The sequence below is a fragment of the Candidatus Thiothrix putei genome (genome assembly GCA_029972225.1).
GTDB lineage: Bacteria > Pseudomonadota > Gammaproteobacteria > Thiotrichales > Thiotrichaceae > Thiothrix > Thiothrix putei.
Window position 1 is genome coordinate 3,339,683 of record CP124756.1, and the last position, 24,283, is coordinate 3,363,965.

16 protein-coding genes, 1 rRNA gene and 1 other RNA gene are annotated in these 24,283 nt (G+C 50.6%); 5 read left to right on the plus strand and 13 right to left on the minus strand.

Translation table 11 applies throughout. The features are described from left to right. Positions 1–39: 39 nt before the first annotated feature. From QJT81_17085 to ffs, 12 genes are all read right to left on the minus strand, one after another. Positions 40–1,545 (minus strand): DUF11 domain-containing protein, encoded by a 1,506-nt coding sequence (locus QJT81_17085; GenBank protein ID WGZ93499.1) that lies wholly within the window; start codon positions 1,543–1,545, stop codon positions 40–42. Between the two features lie 43 nt (positions 1,546–1,588). Beyond that, complete coding sequence (locus tag QJT81_17090) at positions 1,589–6,010, minus strand: SdrD B-like domain-containing protein (GenBank protein ID WGZ93500.1); 4,422 nt, start codon at positions 6,008–6,010, stop codon at positions 1,589–1,591. A gap of 116 nt (positions 6,011–6,126) precedes the next feature. Next, the gene (locus tag QJT81_17095) at positions 6,127–6,699 is read right to left on the minus strand and encodes a DUF11 domain-containing protein (protein WGZ93501.1); all 573 of its coding nucleotides are present in this window, start codon (positions 6,697–6,699) and stop codon (positions 6,127–6,129) included. 2 nt (positions 6,700–6,701) lie between these two features. Further along, positions 6,702–8,690 (minus strand): hypothetical protein, encoded by a 1,989-nt coding sequence (locus QJT81_17100; protein ID WGZ93502.1) that lies wholly within the window; start codon positions 8,688–8,690, stop codon positions 6,702–6,704. Positions 8,691–8,843: 153 nt separating this feature from the next. After that, on the minus strand, positions 8,844–10,052 hold the full coding sequence (locus QJT81_17105; GenBank protein ID WGZ93503.1) for an RNA-guided endonuclease TnpB family protein: 1,209 nt from the start codon (positions 10,050–10,052) through the stop codon (positions 8,844–8,846). Positions 10,053–10,207: 155 nt separating this feature from the next. Then, complete coding sequence (locus QJT81_17110; protein WGZ93504.1) at positions 10,208–11,131, minus strand: hypothetical protein; 924 nt, start codon at positions 11,129–11,131, stop codon at positions 10,208–10,210. Then, the gene (locus tag QJT81_17115) at positions 11,131–12,918 is read right to left on the minus strand and encodes a hypothetical protein (protein WGZ93505.1); all 1,788 of its coding nucleotides are present in this window, start codon (positions 12,916–12,918) and stop codon (positions 11,131–11,133) included. The genes QJT81_17110 and QJT81_17115 overlap by 1 nt, the downstream gene beginning before the upstream one ends. Positions 12,919–12,970: 52 nt before the next feature. Further along, positions 12,971–13,315 carry a histidine triad nucleotide-binding protein gene (locus tag QJT81_17120; GenBank protein ID WGZ93506.1) on the minus strand — a complete coding sequence of 115 codons (345 nt, stop codon included), beginning with the start codon at positions 13,313–13,315 and terminating at the stop codon, positions 12,971–12,973. Continuing rightward, on the minus strand, positions 13,315–13,911 hold the full coding sequence (gene recR / locus QJT81_17125; GenBank protein ID WGZ93507.1) for a recombination mediator RecR: 597 nt from the start codon (positions 13,909–13,911) through the stop codon (positions 13,315–13,317). Before recR ends, QJT81_17120 begins: the two co-directional genes overlap by 1 nt. 1 nt (position 13,912) lies before the next feature. Then, positions 13,913–14,239, minus strand: coding sequence for a YbaB/EbfC family nucleoid-associated protein (locus QJT81_17130; GenBank protein WGZ96509.1), 327 nt, complete (start codon positions 14,237–14,239; stop codon positions 13,913–13,915). A 48-nt stretch (positions 14,240–14,287) separates the two neighbouring features. Continuing rightward, the gene (gene dnaX, locus QJT81_17135) at positions 14,288–15,934 is read right to left on the minus strand and encodes a DNA polymerase III subunit gamma/tau (protein WGZ93508.1); all 1,647 of its coding nucleotides are present in this window, start codon (positions 15,932–15,934) and stop codon (positions 14,288–14,290) included. A gap of 33 nt (positions 15,935–15,967) precedes the next feature. Further along, an RNA gene (gene ffs / locus QJT81_17140) (signal recognition particle sRNA small type) lies at positions 15,968–16,064 on the minus strand. A 179-nt stretch (positions 16,065–16,243) separates the two neighbouring features. Between ffs and QJT81_17145 the strand changes: the two genes are divergently transcribed. The 5 genes from QJT81_17145 to QJT81_17165 all read left to right on the plus strand — a co-directional run bounded on the left by QJT81_17145 (position 16,244) and on the right by QJT81_17165 (position 24,058). Next, positions 16,244–16,606: a response regulator gene (locus QJT81_17145; GenBank protein ID WGZ93509.1), complete on the plus strand. Its 363-nt coding sequence runs from the start codon at positions 16,244–16,246 to the stop codon at positions 16,604–16,606. Positions 16,607–17,190: 584 nt separating this feature from the next. Further along, positions 17,191–18,462, plus strand: coding sequence for an ABC transporter substrate-binding protein (locus QJT81_17150; protein ID WGZ93510.1), 1,272 nt, complete (start codon positions 17,191–17,193; stop codon positions 18,460–18,462). Between the two features lie 15 nt (positions 18,463–18,477). Then, positions 18,478–20,307, plus strand: coding sequence for a methyl-accepting chemotaxis protein (locus QJT81_17155; GenBank protein ID WGZ93511.1), 1,830 nt, complete (start codon positions 18,478–18,480; stop codon positions 20,305–20,307). Positions 20,308–20,310: 3 nt separating this feature from the next. Further along, positions 20,311–23,205, plus strand: a complete 2,895-nt coding sequence (locus QJT81_17160; protein WGZ93512.1) for a response regulator — start codon at positions 20,311–20,313, stop codon at positions 23,203–23,205. A gap of 16 nt (positions 23,206–23,221) precedes the next feature. After that, the gene (locus QJT81_17165; protein ID WGZ93513.1) at positions 23,222–24,058 is read left to right on the plus strand and encodes a response regulator; all 837 of its coding nucleotides are present in this window, start codon (positions 23,222–23,224) and stop codon (positions 24,056–24,058) included. A gap of 91 nt (positions 24,059–24,149) precedes the next feature. Here the strand turns inward: QJT81_17165 and rrf are convergent. Then, positions 24,150–24,265 (minus strand): 5S ribosomal RNA (gene rrf, locus QJT81_17170). Between the last annotated feature and the right edge of the window lie 18 nt (positions 24,266–24,283).

Consider the following 24,283-nt stretch of genomic DNA (forward strand, 5'->3'; position numbering starts at 1 on the left):
AGAAATCATTCCCATGCACCGTATTACCAAATGATTTACTTACTTCACGGTTGCAGTGATTTTCAGCACTTTATCCGCGCCATTTGCCAAATCACCCACTGTCCACAGACCAGTTGCTGACACGTAGTTGCCAGCGCTGTCATCACTGACATAAATCAACGTGGCAGGTAACTGGTCAGTAACAGTTACACCGGTTGCCTTGTCAGGGCCTTTGTTGGTCGCTGTCAGTACATAGACAACCTTATCGCCACGGCGTACTGTCGTTACTGCTGTACCCGTTTGATCAGTCACTGTTTTCACCAACTCAATATCGACCTTCGGATCAACCGTAATGGTAAGATCAGCAATGTCGTGGTCATCCTCGTCACCATCGGTATTGTCAATCACATCATCCTTAATACCGGCTTCATTGCCAGGGTTATTATCCGGCGTAGAATCCACATCCACACCCGGTTTTCCATCGGCATCTTTGAATGCCATAATTTCAGCCGCGTTGGTCACTTTACCTGCTGTGGCATCTGCTTTAACCGTAAAGCTAATGTTAACGGTGGTGCTTTCACCTGCTGCTAATGCTGCAATCGGTGCTTTCAGCGTTGCCGTGCCATCACCATTGTCTTGCCAAGCCGCATCATTCAGCGTCAAACCGCTTGGAATGTAATCGACAACTTCAATGTCTTTCGCTTCGAGCGTGCCTTGGTTGTAAACCTCAATGGTAAATTGGACACCATCCTCTGGTTTTGCCGTAGCAGCTTGTGCGTCCGCCAAACGTTTACGTAATGCCAAATCCATTACCGGCTGGGCAGTAAAGGTAACTTTGTAATCTTCCACTTCACCATCAGCCAATGCGCCAGTGGCTTTACTGCCATCAATGGTATCCGTACTCAAACGGCAACGGGCATACGTGCCATTGGGCATGGTGGTGCTGGCATCCGCCGGTACATTTGGCATCGTAATCATCACCGTTTCACCGACTTTGCCTGCCTCGATAGGAGCACCACCGTATTCATCAGTCGCATCAAACGTGCCATTGCCATCGAAGTCAATCCAGCAACCAATCGTTGCGTTGCTGCTGGTTTGATTGGTAGCGGTCACACTCAAGGTCAGCGTTTGACCATCAGTCAAGACAGGAATGCTAACCCCATCATCGTCCACGCCATCACCGTCCGCACTCGCACCAGGCTGACCATCAGCTTCTTCATCAACCGATGCACCGAGCATTAAACCCGGAATAATTTCGTGCTGTGCCCCATTATTTGCCAGCAATGTGCCATAAGAATCCGGTGCGTCGCCAAAATCGAAAATGGATTGCACGGTTAAGGGAGCACAGGCTTCATCATCTTCTAATGCCCCTTTGCTAAAAGCATCCAACAAATCCGCTTGGCTGGCTTTATTACCGGGGGTGGAGTCGGTATCCGTTTCCACTGTCGCGGACACTTGTGCACAGTTAGTGATAGTCGAATCAGCCCAAGACTGGTTCGCTGCCATCAACACCCCAATAGCACAGAAAGACACCAGCAAAGCTTTAGTATTAGTAAGTTTTCTCATTGTTATCGCTCTCTTTATTTAACTTGTTGTTTATTGTTGGTTGTTACTGAACCGTTACCGTAATTTTTAGGATTTTCGATTCATCTTTAGCTAAATCGCCAACTATCCATTCACCAGTTGCTGCGTTATAAGCACCAGCCGCACCATCATCACTGACATAAGCTACTCCATTAGGCAATTTATCTGCCACGACGACACCTGTTGCCGCATCTACACCGGTATTTTTGGCAGTCAGGGTATACACCACCGTTTCCCCACGCTTAGCGGTGCTTGGCTCAACGATTTTGCTCAATTCCACATCGACTGCTGGCACTGATTTTTCATAGCTGTACGTCACGCAAGCACTTGCACCGGCAAAAGTACGTTGGAACACCTGCGTATTGCCACCGCCACCGACCGTTGAAAGACCTGACATGGTTTCATAAGGCAAAATCACCATCACACCATCAGCCGCCGCAGTGAAATCTGCCAACGTCGAGTAGACTTTGGTTTGGCTGTTCGTGGCGTAATCCCAATCACTCAGGGCAAAAGCTGATGTCCCCCGATAATCCAAAATACCATCTGCTGCACTCAGTGCTTTGGAACCAGAATCGTAGCTTGTTAACGTGTCTACCGATGTAGCATCCGGCAAGGTCAAGAATCCCTCAACAGAACTCTTCAGTTTGACCGTCTGTGCTTGTTCCGCATAGACTTCCGCCGCTATCAACTGACGAGTTGCCCCGTAAGCGCTGAGGCTAACCCCCGTCAGAGTACCCAAAGTACTGTTAAATTTGGGCAAAGATAAGGTTTCATTCAACTCGGTTGGCTGGAAAGGTACCGCATCACAATACACCAGAGTATTGTCTGTCAGGACTAACCCCGCATCCCACTGACGTTGATTGTCACCCAGTGCAACACTGATATTGGGTGTGCGTCCAGTCGTGCTATCCGCATCACTGTCTTTATCAGGATCACCACCTTGTGTTGCAGCCGTCAAGCTATAGCCAGTTGGTGCAACAAATTCCACCTGATAAGTATCCGGCATTATCCCAGTGAACAAATACGCGCCGTTATCATCGCTAAAGGTAGATTTAACGATCTTGCCATCGCTAACACGAATCAAATTGACCAAAACACCGGCTACGGCTGGTTCACCACTGTCTTGAATGCCGTTTTTATTAGTGTCTTGCCAAATGTAATCACCCAGGGTTGCCCCTTGTGCAAGCGTAATCGCGTAATCTTCCACCTCACCATCAGCAGCCTCACCACTTGGGCTTAAACCACCGGCAGTGCTTAAACGAAACCGCGCGTAAGTTTGCCCGACCTTGGCATCAGCAGGCACATTCACATCCAACACCCATGAACTTTGATCGCGTAAAGCTGATGCCTTGATATTTTGGCTACTGGCGATCTGTTCACCCGGATCATCGAAATCACCATCCCCATTGAAGTCGATCCATGCATCCAGTTTAGCGTCACTGCCGCGTGGCTGTGTTGTCCCCACTGCAATCACCGCAAACTCGCCGGGAATGAGCGGGGTCATAAAGTTCACACCGTCTTCATCATTGCCATCACCGTCAGCCGCTGCATTGGGTTGACCATCAGCTTCTGCATCCACCACTGCACCCAAATGCAAGCCGGATACAATGGTATGGCGTGCACCATCCGTTGCTAACAGAGTCTTGTAGGTATCCGGCGCATCACCAAAATCTAATGTCGCCACAGATGGTGTTTCACCAGCATACAAACACATGGCATCAATCTTGATAAAATCCACACTGCCGCCGTATACCGAAACACGCACCGCATTTGCACCGGCGGGTTTCGCCCCCAGAATCAATTCCTGTTGTGCCAACTGCGCATCGCTATCAACATCATGTGTTACTGCCAGCGCTTGTGCCGTACCGATAACGGTTCCGCCCGGAGCAGTTAAATATTGGATAGAAACCGCTTGGTCACTCGGCTCATGTGAACCGGAATAGTATGACAGCTTGAGTGCCTGACCTTCCGGTACACTGCTGATGTCTGCATCCTGATAAAAGGTTTCAGGTGTCCATGTAAAGGCGAACTGCGAACCATGAGGCTTAAGGTTGACAGAAGAACTTGTTGAAATATTGTTTTCACCTGTCCAATTAGGTGCATTGTCACCTGCTGCACCTTGTTCAAAGCTACCATTGAGCAAAAAGTTCTCAACTGCCCCGACCGGACACCATGCATCGACTACCGGTGCAGCTTTGTAACCAATATCCAAGGTATGGTTGTTTTCACCGACATTGCCTACCGTAAACGCAATCTCGCCCGCGCTAGTCGCATCAGAGTCACGTAAATCGGTGGTTGCTTGGTTATCAGTAACATTGTCAGCGTTTTGTTTAGTGATAATTAAACCATCAAGTGACGTTTGCCCAGCACTGTTAACCGTTACTTTGCAACTCTCTCCTGCACTCATAAAGGTGGCATTGCTCGCACTAGAGAACAGGAATTGCCCGCCATTAGCCGTCGTTACCGTAGCCGTATCAGCACCACAAGTTAGAACAACCTCAACACCATCAATACCTGCTTCATCTGCATCCTGAATACCGTCACCATCAGTGTCGTTCCACACACGGTTACCTACCTCGATAGGCGCGGGATCACACAATACCTCCAAATCACCAAGACCTACACCCTTGCTGGCTGTTGTAGGATCAGCATCCGTAGTGCGATACAGCTCAAAACCGTTGCGCGTGCGTTTACCGCTCTGGTTATTCAAGGTAATGACACCGCCCGTACCGTAGTTAGCCGCACCTGTTACCGGGTCATACGTCACTGACATGACTTCACCCGTGTTGGGCACAACGCTCAAACCACCCACAATAATTTCAGGGTGTCCGGGGAAGTACGACAAACCCGTACCATCCGTATTACCGTCACCGTGGAAGAAGTCCCCCTCATAAAACTCACCCGCCTTGTCGAGTATGTCACCCCAACTCATCGGATAACCATCCGGGTCAGCCTGATTGATTGCAAGCCCACCGGCACTGCTACAACCCGCAACCGTACCTTCAATGCCCCATCCTGATGCCGTTTTACACGCTTTCAGAATATCGCCCGCAACATACAAGGAATACAGCGTCGTTCCGGTTGGTCCGTAGTTTTTATGCCCGACTTGAAAGCCCATGCGATCCGTAAAACCCAAGATCATATTGCCATTGTCTTCAAACTCAATGTCACTCAAGAGCGGTGATGGGTAACTGATATTACCATCGGAACAAGTATCCGGCAGGGCATCTGTCCACGGCTTCCATTTCGTCATGACTTTGCATTTATCGTCATACTGGAACGGTGGCTCTTTAAGATAATCCAATGGGAACGTTAAAACTTGGGTAAACGCTGCGCCATCCAGCCGATAAACACTAGCTTTAAGGTTTGCAGCACCCGAATCATCCGCAAGATTGGCAGGATTCCCCGAAGCACTACCATCACACGTGACACCCGCGTAAATTTTTCCTTGATGTTCACCTAATGCCCAAGGGCGGCTCTGACCGTTGCTGCAACTTGCATCCGGCAGGGCATACGAACCTTTTAGCGTTTTGCTGGCGACATCAATCGCGTAGACTTTTTTGTCATACACGTTCATCGCATACAGGGTTTTTTCATCGGCACTTAATTCGATGTCACCAATACCCACTTTCATGACATCCGTAAACGCCGATGCATCATTTTGTGGCGGTGCATCCACACCCCGCTCAGAATTGTCCTGATATTGTGGATTGGCAGAAACCGTACTCACGGCAATACCCAAATCATCCGTCAACTGCAACCAAGGCGTGGCATTGGGTACGCCGGTGCTAGGGTCAATCGTGTAAATAGCATCAAGACCGCCGCTACCCAGCGGTATATGCCGCTTTAGCACGGCAGCGGCATACAATTGTTTCTGAGAGCGGCTGTAAGCGACGCCCCATAAGCTACCAATCACCGCAGATGTCGCAATATTGGTTTTATCCAGCTCACTTAACCCTTCATTATTGTAAGAAAAGCGTAAAACCTGATTATTGTCTGCGCCGCTGCGATAGAGCGGTGTCACCATTTGTGGGTTTGCTTGGCAAAAATTATCCGCATACGTCACCGCAAAATTCACATCGGCGGCATTTGCTGTCACAAACTGGGTTGTCGTACCTGTCGCTGAACTACCACTATTGGAGAATTCCGGCAGATTGCTAAATTCAATCCTAACTTTATTGCCAGTTGCAGTCGCGCCACTGTTAGGAAAAGTGTACGTTCCGTCAGCAGCAGTGGTAGCACTAACTGTACTGCCTGTCGCATCCGTTGCCGTGACAATAACACCCGCAACACCGGTTTCCACCTGAGGTGAAGCCGTATCAAACGTGCCATTACCATTGAAATCGTGGAAAACTTTGCCGGAAATATCGGCCTGTACAACAGCAGCAGATAGCAGCAGCCCAACACCTGCATATCTCGCATAATAGGGGATTTTTTTACTTTTCATTATTCAGCTCATTGTTATTGTTAACTGGCTTAATTTTATCTGGGAAAGAATACCGTTCATCGAGGCTGTGCGCCATTAATCCCCGAAGAACGGTACATCACGCCGTTAAGATCACACTATTTAACCAATACGGAAATAGTAATGGTTTTGCTTGCCTTTGCTGCCAATTCGCCGACAGTCCAAGTTCCGGTAGCAGTGACATAAGCACCAGGGCTGTCATCACTGACGTACTGGACACCTACTGGCAATTGCTCCGTAACTTCTACCCCCGTTGCCGCACTATTACTTTCGTTGGTGACAGTCAGGGTGTAAACCACGGCATCACCATGCTTAGCGGTGGCAGGCATGACTTCTTTAGTCAGCTTCACATCTGTTTGCGCAGGTGCTGATTTATAGCCAATATCCAGCGCGTGGTTGTTTTCACCTGCACCACCAACCGTAAACGCAATCTCGCCTGTGGTGGTCGCATCGGAGTCGCGCACGTCAGTCAGCGGATTATTATCGGTGGCGGTATCCGCATTCTGAGTGGTCACGCTCAAGCCATCCAGCGGCGTTTGTCCACTGGCAACAGTGATTTTGCAGCTTTCGCCCGCCCCCATGAAGATGGCGTTGGTTTTATTAGAGAACAGGAACTGCCCGCCGTTCGCGGTCTTGACCGTTGCCGTATCCGTGCCGCAGGTCAGCACCACGTCTACGCCGTCAATGCCCGGTTCGTCTGCATCCTGAATACCGTCGTTGTCGGTATCTTTCCTACGCGGTTGCCCACTTCGATCGGGGCAGCAGCGGTTAACAGCTCAATATCACCCATACTGTGGGATTTACCGTTATAGCCAATCTCCTTATTCCCGGAATACATATTGCTATACCAGTTGTTGATTGCCCCGTTTGCGGTACTCAGGGTGTTCGTGCCTTGTGTAGACCAGTAAGGCTCTCCTGTTGCGCCTTCAGGATGCGGATCTACCAGACTCAACAACAACTGCTGGCTACCCTTGAGCAAAGCCATCGCACCACTTGAACCATCAGCAGCACTATCACCGGCCTGATCGTTGAAAAACTCCGTGCCATAATTACCCGCTGGACAATCAGCCGTGCCTTCCAGCTTAAAACCACCGGCGCTATTGCACACTTTCAGGATTTCACCCAATGACTGGGTTTTTTCTCGGTCGTTAGCGTCGCCCCATAAATCGGTAAGCCCCGATTTAGGCGCAAAGTTATAAAAACCGCCCTGTAAACCGTAACGGTCAAGGAATGCCACGTACATATTGTTGCCTTCATCAAACTCAATATCCGACAAAATAGGCTGAATATATTTTTTCCAGTTAGTCCCAACTTTTTTATCGGTATCTGACCACGGGTTCCAGTTACCCCCATCCTTGGCGTAGTTCAAGGGGAAACTGATCTCACTGGTAAAGCCATCCGCTGGTGTTTTAAGATCAAATGACAACACATGCGCCGTCATATCCGCCGTATTTTGCGAGGTTAAGGCATCACACACCGCCCCCAGATAGCCACGCCCCTGATGAATGCTCAATGCCCACGGTCTCAACTCCCCGCCCGTACAAGCAGGCACACCCGGCAAACTGCCAATCAGGTACTGGTTCACCGTTCCCGGCAAAGCCGCAAAACCATCCTTCACATCCACGGAAACCAGGCTTTTTTGATGCAGGTTGGTGAGCCACAAGGTATTGGCTGACTGATCAATATCCAGATCGCCCACACTCATTTTGCCCACTTTGGCGAAGGCATCTAGGTCAATATTCGGGTTAGCCGGGCTGGCATCCAGCGTATAGTCGAGTTCACGTCCGGTATTGCCCGCATCGGCAGCACACGCAGCACTACGGCAAACCGTACCAAAATCAAGCGCAGCCCCGCCATTAGCGGGTGTTTTGCCTTGCAAGCTAAATGAACCAAGGAAGGTTCCCGGCGTTCCACTGGCATAATCCATCACATAAATGGAGCCTGCGTCCCCGGTCGGTGCAAACCCGATATGGCGCTGAAGTACCGTCGAAGCGAACAAGCGTTGGGTATTTTTCTGGAATGCCTTACCCCAGATAGAGCCAACCTGCTGAACCGCCGCACTACTGGAAGGAATAGGCCCCGTTCCCTGCGTACCCTTATTATCCTTAAAAGCCGCATTCAAACCTGTATCAGCATAGCGGACATTCTGGATACTAGGCGCAGTATTACCCACCCCAGAGCCATTTTGTTGCAGGTTGGTAATGTAAAACGGGGTGGCAGTGTCGGAATAATCATCCGGGTTATGCGCCCCAAAGGTAACATTGCAATTGCTGGCGTCAATAAACTGCACAGAGGTATTACTGCCCGCACCACTTACCGTGCTTTTTAGCCATGCCTGATCCCACAAGAATTCAACCCGCACCGGGAAGGCAGGCGCGGTAGCCGACCATGCCCCAGTTGCATCAGTTGTCACAGCCTGTTCTGCCCCCGCTGCATCAACCACTTTGACCTTGATACCAGCCAGCCCCGGCTCGTTGGCTTCGCGTTGACCGTAAACGTTGGCAGCAGTACTGCCCGGCGCAACCGGCAATTCAAGATAAGCAACCCCACCCACATCCCCCGTATTACAGGCCGCGTGAACAGCCGTCGGAAGCAAAGCGAGTGCAAACGGCAAACCCAGCCCTAGGCGATACCATGACGGTGAAGGTGATTTTTTTTTCATAGCCCAACTCATTATAATTTTTAGAATGGATAATTTTAATTTCGAGAAGATACCACTTATCAGTATAACGGCTGAACCAAAACCCGAAGAACGGTAGTCATGCCAAGCAAATCCTCAAACCGTTATTTCAAACCTACCCAAATCTACCTATAGCTAACTAAAAGTAGTCATGGTGTTGAATTCCTGCTTCACGGGGGCTGGTTTCGTCTTCGGCTTGCGCCCAAGACCAGAGCCTTCCCCTCCACAGGCAGACACCGTGTAACTCACGGCGTATTCTTCTAAATTCTTGGCGGCATTGATGTCACGGTCATGGACTGCACCGCAAACGGGGCAAGTCCATTCACGTACCGACAGTGGCAGCTTCTCCACTTTATGCTCACAGCCAGCAACAGAACAGGTTTTGCTGGAGGCAAAAAACCGATCAGCCACCACGACCACCGCACCGCGCATTTCCGCCTTGTATTCCAGTTGCCGCCGGAACTCAAAGAATCCCATGTCACTGATGGCACGGGATAAATGACGGTTTTTCACCATACCCGACACGTTCAAATCTTCAATGCCGATGGTGTGAAAACGGCGGGTTAAATCCGTAGTGAGTTGGTGCAAACTGTCTTGGCGAATGTTGGCAATACGTGCGTGAAGTGTTGCCAGCTTCTGCTTCGCCTTGTGACGGTTGGCACTGCCTTTGACCTTGCGGGACAGGCTGCGCGAGAGCCGTTTTAGGCGGGAAAGCAAGGCTTTATGCGGCTTTGCCCCAACCACTTTTTCCCCCGTTGATAGGGTTGCCAGTGCAGATACGCCCAAATCCACCCCTACCGTGCCTTGGTTTTTGGCAGGCGGGAGATGATGTTGGTCGGTATCCACGGTGATGCTGGCGAACCACTGGTCAGCGGTGCGAGAAACCGTGGCAGAGAGGATTTTGCCGGAAAAGCGTAACGTTTCCCGCATCCGTACTACCCCAAGGTTGGGAATGCGGATGCGGCAACCGTCAAGGCTGAACTGGTCGTTGGTGAGGGTGAAACTGTCGCGGCTTTTACCTTTCTTTTTGAATTGCGGGTACTTGGCTCGCCCCGCAAAGAAGTTCTTGAAAGCTGCGCCGAGTTGGATAATTGCCATTTGTGGGGCGTTTTTGGTGACTTCCAGCATCCAGGGGAATTGTGCGCGTTTGATGGCGTTCAATTGGCGGCGCAAGCGCATTTGGTTGGGTTTTGGCTGAGTGTTGTCTTCCTTCCATGCCGTGTATTGGGTTTGCCATTCTGCCAACGCCCAGTTGTAGGCGAACCGTGCTGTACCAGCGGCTTTCGCCAAGTACGTCGCTTGCTTATGGTTGGGGTCAAGGCGGATTTTGTGGCTGATGATCATGGCAAACAGAATGCAGCACGGTGTGATAGTTGTCTAGTCATCCGTGCTTTTGCTGCTATCTTTTACGGATAAACGGCACTACGCTTTTATAAACCTAACCAAAATGATAAAGCTTGAATAGATTTAGATAGATTTTATGGTAACTGTTTCAAACCCTACTCACCACCCTCTGGCGTAGCCGCGACAAACTGCCAACGGTCTTGCCCCGCTTGGTAACTAAAACGGTACGCCCGTTTGTGCGGATTATTTTCCGCCAGCAAACGAAACCCAAACTCCGTTTCCTTCGCCTGCATCACGTACTGCCCCTGCCGCTCAGCAAACTCAATCTTGCGCACACTGGTAGAATTCCCATCCGGCAAGGTTGCCAACGCAAACTCATGGCGCAAGTCGTCCGTAAAATCCCCGTGCGTATCCAATGCCACCGAATACACATCTGACGACCGCGCTGACCCAAAATACAGCCGCTTGTGTTCCGCCCCGTTGAATACCCCCACGCCGATGGCATCCGTCCCCTCCAATTGGCTGACCACCGCATTGCTTGCCATATCCACCCGATAAATGCGCCCGTTAGCCTGTTTGGGGGTCGAGCCTGCCAGCGAACTCGCATACAAACTGTCGGTATCGCAATCGTAAAACAGCCCCATCGTGCCAAACGGGTTAGACGGCGATGGCGGCGCAACCGCTGGTAATTCCAGCCACAACGCCATCTCGCCCGTTTGCGCGTCAATTTTATAAATACGGTTCTGCAACGCGGGCGGATTCTCGGCAAGACTTACGTCCGGTGTCGGCGCAACGTAAATATTCCCCGCCTTATCCCGTGCGAACGCGCCAACGTGCCCCGCATCATCCCAGCTCGGATGTTGCCACGCCTGCCCACTCTGCACATTCAACAAACGCAAACCCGTATAACCACGCTGCTGGGTATCAATCGCCACCTGCGCCCCCAGCCCAGTTTTGCTGATGAAAGCAGGCATCGCTTGGCAAGCGTTCGCCACTCCCGGTTTAAAGTTGCCCATATCTGGCTCGCCGCAAGCACTCAGTAGCAAGCCAGCTAGCATTAACACGCTAATCTTACGCATCACGAAGCCCCCTTCACTGGCGTAAACATCGGCCCCGACCAGCACGGCCAAACCTCCACATTCGCCACGCCATCTTTGACCCGCGTATCTGCCCAGCAATATTCACTGCCGGGATTGCCATCATTCTTCATCTGCGGCACATACCACAGCACCGTATCCTTACCCTGCAACGGTTCGGCTGGCTCAATGAAATGCTCCGGGCCTTGCTGATAATCCTTATTGCAGCACGTCCCCAACGTCACTGTATCCTGTTCGCCCTCTTCCGGCTTATACACACTGAAATACGTAAACGCCTTATCGCCACGCCCGCCATCCCCAAACTGCCCACGCCCCGGTTCGACGTAGAACCCCGCACCATCCTGCCCCGTCACCCGATACTGATAACCTTCGTTGGTAAACTTAGCATCATCCTGCAAACGCCATTGTTCCTTATCCCACGCGCTCCAATCTGCGCCATTCCATTCCGCAATCGTATCCGCGCTGCCCGCGCCGCCCGCATCCAAATCAATCCGCACCACCGGACGGTACGTCCCATCCGTTCCGCAACCACGTCCGAAATCGGCTTGCGCCACCCGAAAACGCCCATCCTTATAAAACTCAAAGCGCTGCACGTAACGGTAATTGCACGGCGTAGGCCAAGGCGGTTGACGGAAATCCTGCACCACCGCAAACCCCACTTCCTGCCCATTCTGCATAATCGGCTCGGTTTTCGGCCCGTTATACGCAATCACCACCGCCGCACTGAACAGCGGACAACCAATCGCATCGCTATAGCCAAAGCCTTCCCGCGTCGAATAACTCACATGCCAATCCAACACCTTAGCGCTCTTCAGCACCTGTTTACCGTTGAATTTCACATTGGAAAGCTGCAAACCGTCTGATCCAGTAATCACATAATCCATATCCCAACCCGACTGCGACAGGCTATTCACCTTTTCGCAGAAATTGCGAAAGGTGGTTTCATTTTCCAGACTGCGTTCTGTCACCACGGTTTTGGGGCCACTTGCGCCCAAATCCGTCCAGCGCGTCCCCACCAGCTTGCCATCGGTCAAATCAACGATTGCCCACAATGCATCGTTTTCAAACACATAAGTTGGCGCAACACACAGATGGTGCGAACGTTCACACATCGAATCTTGCAACGCGGTTTTGAACTCTTTCTTATCTGGCTGACGGTTTCTATCCTGCAAAATCGCCTGCACTTCGGGTGCTGCCCCCGCAATCGCCGAGGCTAATTCCACCAAGCGCGGCGACAAATCCGGCTGCGCGTAATTCTGGCGACTCACCCCCAACACTTGCTGCTTACTCACATCCGCAAACGCAATCGTAGAGGCATTGTGGAAATGGTCATACATCTCCACCCGCCAACATTCTGCCTGCGCACACGGCCCCGCGTTGCCATTGAAATCCGCTGGCAGGGCTTTACGCACCGTCATGATTTCATTGCGCAACGGCGCGTTGGTTTTTTCATCACGGGTAAATTTGAGAAATTCAGGGTTGGCGACTGCCAGCTTTTGCGCCAGTTGGGCATTCGCTTCCGGCAATTCTTTGTCGTTTAACACCAAGATCGGCGGATCGGCTTGCAATGCCGTTTGCACCCGCTGCCAGTAATCAGCAAGTGCCGGAATGCTGGAATGCAGTTGTTCACGCGGCACAGCTTGCGCCAAGGTGCTGGTATCCGCGAATTTATCGACGGTAGGTAAAGTGACGGATGGCGGTTTATCTTCCCCGCAGCCCCCAAGCCACAGAGAAAAAAGGCACAAAACAATGCCTGAATGGATTTTCATGGTTAGCCCTTATTCTGTAGGTCGGGCTTCAGCCCGACATCTTCTCCAACGTTTAGCCCGGCGGCCAGCTCAACGCCCGCCCCGCCAACAAATGCAAATGAATGTGGAACACGCTTTGCCCCGCGTCCGCGCCACAATTCATCACCACGCGGTAGCCTTCATCCGCGTAACCCGCATCCGCCGCAATTTTCTTCGCCGCCAAATATAACTTGCCGATCAATACCGCATCTTCGGGCTGAATGTCGTTGATCATCGCAATGTGTTTACGCGGAATAATCAGCACATGCAGCGGCGCTTGCGGGTTAATGTCGTAAAACGCGATGACATCTTCATCTTCATACGCCCGCTTTGCCGGAATGTCACCTGCAACAATGCGGCAGAATAAACAATTGCTCATCAGTATTTTCTCCGTCCTTCAAAGGCGTGGGAAAGGGTTCCGCTATCGACGTATTCGAGTTCGCTACCCATTGGTACGCCGTGCGCAATGCGTGATGCAGGAATGCCGCGTTTGGCGGCGAGTTCGCTGATGTAATGCGCGGTGACTTCGCCTTCGACGGTTGGGTTGGTGGCAAGAATCAGCTCTTGCACTTCGCCCTCATCCAGCCGCGCCTCCAGCAAATCCAAGCCAATGTCTTCGGGGCCAATGCCATCCAACGGCGACAAGCGTCCGCCTAATACGAAATAGTAACCGCGATAGCCGGTCGCTTGTTCCACCGCCACCACGTCGGAAGGGTGTTCCACCACGCACAGCAATTGCGGTTGCCGTGCCGGATTCGCGCAAATGCGGCAGGTATCGTGTTCGGTGAGGGTGCGGCAACGTGAGCAATGCTTAATGTCACGCATCGCCCGCCCCATGACATCAGCAAGCCGTTCACCGCTGCGTCGGTCATTTTCCAGCAAATGGAACGCCATGCGCTGCGCGGTGCGTGAACCGATACCGGGCAGGCAACGCAACGCATCCACCAATTCTTTCAGCAGCGAGGATTCGCTCATTTTAGAACGGCATCTTGAAGCCAGGAGGCATCGGCATTCCCGCTGTTACGCCTGCCATGCGCTCCTTCGAGGCTTCTTCCAGCTTATGCACAGCATCATTGAACGCGGCTGTTACCAAGTCTTCCACCATGTCTTTATCGTCTTCAAACAAGCTAGGGTCGATGGTGACACGCTTGCATTCGTGCTTGCCGTTGATCACGACCGACACCAAACCGCCACCGGATTGCCCCGGCACTTCCATCGCCGCAATTTCTTCTTGCGCCTTTTGCATATTTTCTTGCATTTTTTGCGCCTGCTTCATCAGGCCGCCAAGTCCGGCTTTACCCATCATGGTATGTGTATCCTCATTGTGTTCAATAGCTGGCAGTTTACTACACTAACTGGCATTTGTGCGCGGGCGGATGCTTCCCGGTACGATAACTGCGCCAAAAGCCTCTTGCAATTGCTGCACGAACGGGTCGTTGTTAATCGCTGCTTCGGCTGCCTTCTGCTGTTCCGCCGCTTCGCGCAAGGTACGCTTTTCAGGGGTTTCTTCGGTGACAACACTAACGTGAAAATTTAACTTGAGCGAACGCCCGTAATGTTTTGCCAACGCCGCTGCCAATTGCGCTTCGGCAGATTCACTTTGCAAGGTTGCACCGCTTTCATCCAGCAACAGCGTAATTTGATCGTCAGTAACACTTTCCAGCAAACAATGTTGCGCTAAAGGCAGCGCCATGCCGGAAAGATTGAGCTGAGGGTAGAGGGTATGCCAGTCGTTAGTGGAAAGAAACCCCTCCCCAGCCTTCCCCTTATCAGGGAAGGGAGCAAGAGGTGAAGCAGTGACGGCTTCTTGCTCCTCCCCTGACATGGGGAGGTTGGGAGGGGTTTCTTTCTCCCGTAGCGTTTCAATTACAATTTTTTTTTTCTCAACCGGTGTTGAGTGTGCTTGAGATTTGCCATCATCCAGCCGAAACGCCAGCATCCGCAACAGCAGCATCTCAAACCCGCCACGCGGATCGGGTGCTAAGGGCAAATCCCGTCGCCCATACAATGCCATCTGATAATACAACTGCACATCTGCCGGTGACAGCAATTTCGCCATCTGCGCAATATCCGCATCCGCTTCATCGGCTGGCACGATTTGCTGCACCGCTATGCTATGCAATAACGCAATGAAACCATCCGCCGCCGCCGTAAAATCGGTGGTGAGTTGCGCCATTTGCTCAACCGTTGCCAGCATCCCAACCCCATCGTCATCCGCGATGGCTTGCAACAAGGCGAGTAAATGCTCGTGCGGCAACAAACCCAGCATATCCTGCACTTCGTCTTCACTCACTGCCCCACCACCGGCAACGATTGCCTGATCAGTCAGGCTCAGTGCATCGCGCATACTGCCATCTGCTGCACGCGCCAATAAGCGCAAGGCGCTTTCGCTGAAGGGAATATTTTCCTGCTCCAACACATTCGCCAAATGCCCGCTGATCATATCCACCGGCATTCGTTTCAGATTGAATTGCAGGCAACGCGACAAAATCGTGACCGGTAATTTCTGCGGATCAGTGGTGGCAAACAGGAATTTGACATGCGGCGGCGGCTCTTCCAGCGTTTTCAACAGCGCGTTGAAGCTGTGACCGGAGAGCATGTGCACTTCGTCGATCAGGTAAATCTTGAAACGTCCACGAGTCGGGGCGTATTGCACATTGTCCAACAAATCGCGGGTATCTTCGACCTTGGTGCGAGAAGCCGCATCGACTTCGATCAGGTCAACGTGACGCCCTTCGGCAATTTCGCGGCAACTGCGGCATTCGCCACACGGTTTAGCGGTAACACCGGTTTCGCAGTTGAGGCATTTGGCAAAGATTCGGGCAAGCGTGGTTTTTCCTACCCCGCGCGTGCCGGTGAACAAATAAGCGTGATGCAGCCGTTGCTGCCCATCATCGCCTTCCAAAGCATTCATCAAGGCTCGCAATACATGCGCCTGACCCACCATTTGCTGGAAGTCCTGAGGCCGCCATTTTCGTGCAAGTACTTGATAACTCATGAGGTATTCGTAGAATTTTAGAGTGGTGGCAGCCTGCACCAGCCGCATCCCGGCGCCCGAATCAGTAGCTGTTGCTGCTCCCTTCCGGGCCTGACAAGGTTCACTACTTATCGTCGCGGGAGAACCAATGCAGGCCACCATTGCGAAGGACGCGGAATTATGACCGAATTACCCGCCAACAACAAGGCATTTACGCAAGCATCAGCAAACCGACCCCATTCATAGAAATTTGATTGCTTAAAGTGAACCGATTGACTATAAACGATACTGGCAGTTTTACCCCGTTGAGTGTACTAAGGAAGAGCACCCATGATGATTCGCAAGATACTGATTGCTGATGACTCCAATACAGAACGTCTGAATCTTACCCACATCCTTGAATCTGCTGGCTATCAGGTCATTGCTGCACAGTCCGGCAACGAAGCAAAAGCCTTAGCAGAATCACAACAACCCGACCTCATTTTGCTGGATATTATCATGGATGATGGTGATGGTTATCAGGCGTGTCGTGCCATCAAACGTAACCCTGCTACCCAAACCATTCCTGTGATCATGGTTTCCAGCAAATCCAATCCTGTGGACAAACAGTGGGCGCAAAAACTAGGTGCTACTGACTATATCGTTAAACCGTATACTGACGCTGAGGTGCTGGCACAAATCAAGAAACTGTGAATACCAACCACGATTGATGATTCCAACAATAAAAAATAACTGGCACATGTCGAGCAAAGAAGCTGGCAGGTGCGTTACCCAAGGAATAATAGAGGGACAGATAGGTGCAAACTTCATCTGAGAAATTAATCGAGAATCGCTTTTGTTATTGCGTAGGAATGCACACGATCCTACTAGAAGCAGAGGTCAGAGCAGAATTATTGACTGGGCAGGTTATTTATCCTGTTCCTTTTGCACCAGCATGGTGTGCTGGGTTAATCAGTTTGCGTGGCGATTTACACCCTATCATTAATATGCATCACGTTGTACAAGGCCAATCCTTTCGCAATACACCGCAATTACTGTTAATACAACACCCGAATTTCTCACCTATTGCACTAACCTGCGATGGTTACCCACGTCAGCTAAAGCTATCTTCCACAGACCTAACCCCACAAATCGCAGACAACTTACCGAGCTGGATCCCCCATAGTCTGCATCATCAAGGTAAACCATTATTAGCGGCTGACCATGGAAAATTATTGCGTTACATACAACGCACACAAGGAAGTTAAACCATTAACCCCGGAGGAGTGTACTTAAATATGAAAAACAACAATAAATATCGACTCATAACGGCAAGTATTTTGAGCTTGCTCTTGAGCACCCCAAATACTATTCATGCAGAAGATGGTGTCAGTGCAAATGAGATTCTCATTGGTGGTGTGATGGATTTGGAAGGCCGCTCTAGCGGCTTAGGACTTGGCATGAAAGCAGGCATTGAAGCCGCTATCAATAATCAAACTATTGCAGGCCACTCTCTCAAGTTTCTAGCAGAAAATGACTCTTATACCCCAGATAAAGCTGTAGAAGCTACCCAAAAGCTCATTGAACAAAAAGTCTTATTATTTGCTGGCAATGTTGGCACACCGACTGCCCACAAAGTGTTGCCTATTCTAGAGCAGCAAAAAATACCCGCAGTGGGATTCTTTACAGGTGCTGGTTTATTACGCCCCGGCAAAGGCGACATCATCAATTTCCGTGCAAGCTACGTCCAGGAAACTAAAGCAGTCATCGACGCTGCCTTGAAAAACGGAATCCAACCCACTGAAGTATGCGCTTATGTGCAAAACGATACTTATGGCATGGCAGGTGTCCAAGGTATTATGGATGCGCTACAAGGAAAAGAGAATGCCACAAACGTCGTTGCAGCGCTTGAAAAAGTCTTAAAACTACAAGGCGATAACATTCCCCGCAACGGCATCGCCCCTGTTGGCGTCTATACCCGCAATACCTTCATCGCCCGTGACGGCTACGACTCACTAAAAGAATGGGAAATCAATCACGACACCCATTGTAAACTAATTGTCACTGTTGGTACTTACGAAGCCATCGCTCGCTTCATCGCTTACGCTAACAGTAAAGCCGAACCGTGGATTTTCAGCGCAGTATCCTTCACCGGCGCTGATGATTTTCGTAAAACCTTAAATAAATTTGCTATTACAGAACGGGTAATCATGACACAAGTTGTACCGCCACCCGACAGTGAGCTGCCCATTGTTCAAGAAGCACGCACTGTATTAGGTAAAGATTACGGCTATGTCTCGCAAGAAGGCTATATTGTTGGCAAACTACTCCTACATGGGCTGCGCCAACTGGAAACGGAAGGTAAACCTATTACCCGTGCTAACCTGTTAACCACCTTCAAAGGCCAACAATTTGACCTTGGTGGGTTGAATATGGATTTCACCCATGATAATCAAGGCTCCGACTTTGTGGTCATGACCCACTACCTAAACGACAAATGGCTAGCCATGCAAGATTCCACTTGGCGTGACTGGCTTGACCAACAACAAAAAATGCCAACAACAGACTAAGCAAGGGAGATAACCATGGCAACTCAGGCAACGAAACGTGCCACTTTCCTCAGCAACCTCTCGGTTGCTCGCCGCATTTATGCGCTCATTCTGGTGCCACTCGCCATCCTGTTTATCACAGGTATTTTTGCGATTATCGCCCTCAATCAAAACCGTTTGGCATTGGAAGATGTAAATAACCGTGTCATTGCCATCGATAAAGGCAATAAAGTGATTCGTCGGATGCAACGTGATTACATCGCCTTACTCCATGAAGTACAAATTGGTAGTCGTACTTGGGAAGATGGACTCAAAACCTTAACCAAACTGGAGTCGGATCTTAATACCAGCATCCTCCCCAGTTATAAAGCGGCAAAAACTAGCCAAGCAGAAGACCCACAGACGCTCACAGCTTTCAAAGAAGTCGATAATTTATTTGGTGTCATAAAAGAAGCAAAGGAACTCCTGCAAACAGAAGACCGTGGCAAACTAGAACTTTACCTGCAAAATGATTTAAACGCTGACACGAAACCCTTGCGTGACAGCATTCACCAAGAAGTGGAACGTGACATCCAGCAAGCAGAAGAAACGTTTATTGGGGCACAACAAAATGTTGGCTCATTCCTAATTACCAGTATTGTCTTGATTTTATTAGGCACACTGATTGCCGCTGCCTTAGGCTTCCTCATTTACAAGTCAATTGCTGACTCTATTGACCGGCTCATCGGCACCATGAGGAAAATTGCCGACGGCGACTTACAAGCCCGCGTAGAACTCGAAGGCAAAAACGAACTAGCAGAACTCGGACAAAACTTCGACCAAATGATCGAAGACCGCATCACCACCCAAGCACGTATCGACCACGATCACCAACAACTTAACCAGTCCGTTGGTGCATTGCTGAATGCCGTATTCGATCTGAGTGAGCGCGACTTAACCGTTCGCGCCAGAGTCACGGAGGATGCGACAGGCCCTCTGGCGGATGCGATTAACCAGCTTGCCGAAGATACTGCCGATGTCCTTAAACAAGTCCGTGACGTCGCCACCTCCGTCGAAACCACCTCACAAGACGTTAACCACTACGCCCTCGCTGTCAACAAGCTGGCGCAACTGGAACAATCGGAAGCGGAAGAAACCACCGCGCAACTCGGCACAATTTTACAACGCCTAGACAGCATCGCCGCCTCTGCCCAACAAGCCAATCAGGTTGCCGATACCACCTCTAGCACCACCCGTCACGCGCAGGAAGCTGTATCGCGCAGTATGGAAAACATCACCAATATCCGCGATACCGTACAAGAAACCGGCAAACGCTTGAAGCGCCTTGGTGAACGTTCCCAAGAAATCAGCCAGATCATTGACTTCATCAACAACCTTTCTGAACGCACCACCGTACTGGCACTCAACGCCAGTATGCAGGCCACCGCTGCCGGTGATGCAGGACGCGGGTTCTCGATGATCGCCGAAGAAATCCAACGTTTGGCGGAAAGCTCGCGGGATTCCACCAACCAGATTTCTACCTTGGTCCGCAATATTCAGCAAGAAGCCAACACCACCATCGCCACAATGGATAACACCATCGCGCAAGTGGTCAACGGCTCAACACTTGCCAGTGAAGCCGCACAACAAATGCAAGCCACGCTCGAAGCCACCAACCAATTAGTCGCTTCGGTTGAAAAAATTGCCGAATCTTCAGCCGAACAGGTCGCCATCAGTAAATCGTTGCAAACCCGTGCCGAACGCATCGTGGAAGCCACGCAATCCACCGGTAAAGAATTGCTGTCCCTCACCGGATTGACCAAAAACATGGCGGAATACGGGCAACGTCTGGTGAAATCGGTTAACGTTTTCAAACTGGATGCGTAAGCCATGGATGATGTCAGCGCCTTTGCCGAAGTACTGGAAGATGTTGCCCTGCAACTCTCCAGCCTCAACCCGCTTGCGGAAGAGCCAGAAGAGATTGCCGCGACTGCTGCCACCATAGTTGCCGAATACCAACGCCTGTCTGAAGCTGCCCATCAGTACGGCATGGCGGGTATGGCACAAACCGCAGAGTGGATACACGACCTGCTGCTTAGCTATCAGGAAATGTTACCGGAAGCCATCCTCGAACTGCTGCAAAGTGGGCAATTGTTCGGCTGGATCGAACTCGCTGCTTTTGCCCTGCGCGAACCAGAAGACCCCTCACATTTGCCTGCCATTGCCGCCGAATTAATGAATGAAGCTTGGCCAGAACCGCCCAAGCCGGATATTTTGGAAAACTTGCTGGTTAACCTGCGCGTTAATACCCTGCAACCAGCGCCTGTTGAAGAAGAAACCCTCGCTACGGTTGCCGCTATTGATGTAACGACACCAAGCAACGCTGTCGCACAAAACCCATTGGCTTGGGATGCTGACATTCACCCCGAATTGTTGGAAGCCTATTTACAAGAAACGCCGGGGCAAATCGCCGAAGCCGCCCGTCTAATTCACCTGATTTCCCAAGGTGATAATACGCCAGAACAAAAACGTCATGCGGCACGTCTGGCGCATACGGTCAAAGGAGCCAGTGGCGTTGTCGGTGTCAAGGCGATTGCTGCCTTTACTCACCGACTGGAAGATATTCTCGAACTCGACATTAACCCGCATTTGCCCAATGGTCTAGGCGCAACCTTAGCCGCGTGCGCTGATTGCCTCGAAACCCTGTTCGACCATTTGCAAGAACACAAACCGCTACCGGACGAATACCACAGTTTACTGGTGGAGATGGATACCTGGGAATTACGCCTTACTGAAACAATACCAGCAGAAGCCGCCGAGCCTGATATATCCGAACTATTGCCGGTAACACCGCTGCTTCTGCCCGACTTCATCACCCAGTCGGGTTTAACCACCGATGATGAAACCAGCACAAATAACACGCCCAATGCTGAAGTGCCACGCAGCAGTGCCGCCCATTTGAGTGTTCCGCTGGAAACCGTACAACGCTTGCTCAACTTGGCGGGGGAATTAATCACCTCCACCAGTCAAATTGCCGAACAAGCACAACACACATTAGCGTTTGGCAAACAGCTTCAACAGCAAGACGAACGCATTCGCCAGATGCTAGAAGAACTCAGTGAAACCATCGACCAGCAATCCAGCAATTTGCACTCGCCATCCACCTATCAGTCTTTTACAACCTTGAGTCAGGCAGATGGTTTTGACCAATTGGAATTGGAAGCTTATAACGACTTACACAGCACCTCTAATTTGCTCACTGAGTCCATTGCCGATAACCGTGAGTTAACCCGCAATCTGCAACAGCAAATTCGCCAAATTTCGGAACAGGTTTATCAGCAACAACGCCTGCAACGGCAACTCAGTGAAACCATTTTACGCACCCGTCTCATTCCGGTGCAATCCATCGTCACACGCTTAGAACGCACCGTGCGGGAAACGTGTCGCCGCACCGACAAGCAAGCCAACATCAGTATCATTGGGCAAAACTTGCAAGTGGATACCGACATCTTGCAAGGGCTAAACGCCCCTCTGTTGCACATGTTGCGCAACGCAGTTGACCACGGTATCGAAACACCCGAAGCACGCCAAGTCGCAGGCAAATCGCCAGAAGGTCAAATTGAGCTGCGTTTTGAACAAAAAGGCAACCAAATTCACCTCACCTTGAGCGATGATGGGCAAGGCTTAAACCCTGAGCAAATTCGAGCGCGAGCTATCGAACGCGGCATGATTAAACCGGATACCAAACTCAGCGAATCTGATATTTTACGCCTGATTCTACAACCGGGCTTCACCACCCGCGATCAAGTCAGCGATATTTCCGGGCGTGGTGTGGGCATGGATGTGGTGCAAACTGCCGTTGAAGACCTGCAAGGCTTGCTGCATATCAGCAGCCAAATGGGACAAGGCACAACCATTCACATCCAAGTCCCACTGACGCTGATTGCCACTAATGCCCTATTAGTACGCGCAGGCAATCATTTAGTCGCCATTCCCAGCAATACCATTCAGCAATTGCTCTATGTCGCGCCCGATCAATACCAATTTGAAGGTGAAAACTGGTTCATTCAACACCAAGAGCAATCGCTGGAAGTGCTGCAACTATCGCAATTACTCGGCTGGCAAGCACCTGCACCTGACTTACGCAAAGGCCATTCACTCTTGATCATTGCCAGTGAACAGAAAAGTTATGCGTTATATGTCGATGAAATCCAACAACCGCGCGACATTGTAGTCAAAAGTCTCGCGCCTTGGCTCAACTTAGCTCAAGGCGTCAGCGGTGCTTGTATCCTCGCCAATGGTGCAGTTGCGCCGGTATTAGACGTATTGCGCATCTTGCGTCATCTGGAAAACGGTCAGCTTACCTTAAAAAGCAATCAAGCACTCAGCACCGACAAAACGGCACAACGCGCCCGCATCCTCATCGTTGACGATTCACTCAGCAACCGTAAATCGCTTAGCCTCATGGTGGAACAAATGGGGCATCAAGCCATGACCGCTGTTGACGGTCTCGAAGCACTGCAACAATTGCATGAACATGCAATAGAACTGGTGTTAACCGACTTGGAAATGCCGCGCATGAATGGCTTAGAAATGACGCAAGCCATCCGCATCTGGCCTGAAAAACGTCACTTGCCAATTGTTATGATCACCTCGCGTGGCACGCAAAAGCACCGCAATATGGCACAACAAGCGGGAGTCGATGCATACCTCACTAAGCCGGTTGACTACGACACCCTGCACAAACAATTACAGCGCTGGCTGCAAACACAACTTGCGGCCTGATAAAGAGAGAAACCCCATGCTTACCACAGAAAAAGAAACAATTGGCATTTGTTTATTCGAGCTTCCCGAAAAAGATCAGGCAGTTATTCAACGTGTCGTCACATTTGGAGCATCGCAGGGCAAACATTACAACTTGCAACCCAACATCGCGTGTTCTGAGATTGTAATCACACTGGATGAAGTCGAGCTACCTAATAATACCGCCGTACATATCCGTATTGGTGACTCCGATCTGCCATATGACATTTTATTGCAACGCCCTCTGTTAGTGACCCGTGTTATGCGGGCTATTGACGATGCCGCACAATTACTCAAATCACGCCCTGTCATTAGAGCAGAGAATCCAGACATCACCACAGAATCATCCTCCAAACTTAGCACAACAACAGAACCAGAAATAGTCGTACAGGAAATGCCTGTTCCAACAGCGGTTGTGCCAGAAAATGGGACTGAATCAGCAGAAACTTACCGTTATACCGCACTCGTCGTTGATGATAGTGCAGCCATTCGTAAACAATTAGAAATAGAGCTACGCCACGCCAATATTGCAGCAGAATTTGCTGAAACCGGTGAAGAAGCTTTGGAAAAGTCAGCACACAAGCAATATGACTTGGTATTCTTGGATGTCATTATGCCCGGTATTGATGGCTACGAAGTCTGCCGCAAAATGCGCTCTAGCAAAGCCATGAAAAAAACCCCAATCATCATGCTAAGTGGCAAAACATCGCCATTGGATGAAGTTCAGGGGGTTATTGCTGGCGCATCCACGTACTTGACCAAACCCGTTCAACATGAACAGTTTCAACAGACATTAAAACGGGTGTCTAAATGGTTAACTAACTTTGCCCGCTGATGCGGGCATTTTTATGGTGTTGCATTTTACAAATTCCAAGCATAAAAAAAGCCCCGTAACGGAAACCGTTAACGGGGCTTTTAGGATTGATGCTTGGCGTTGACCTACTCTCACATGGGGAGACCCCACACTACCATCGGCGATGCTGCGTTTCACTTCTGAGTTCGGGATGGGATCAGGTGGTTCCACAGCTCTATGGACACCAAGCAAACTGGCAAGGTTGAG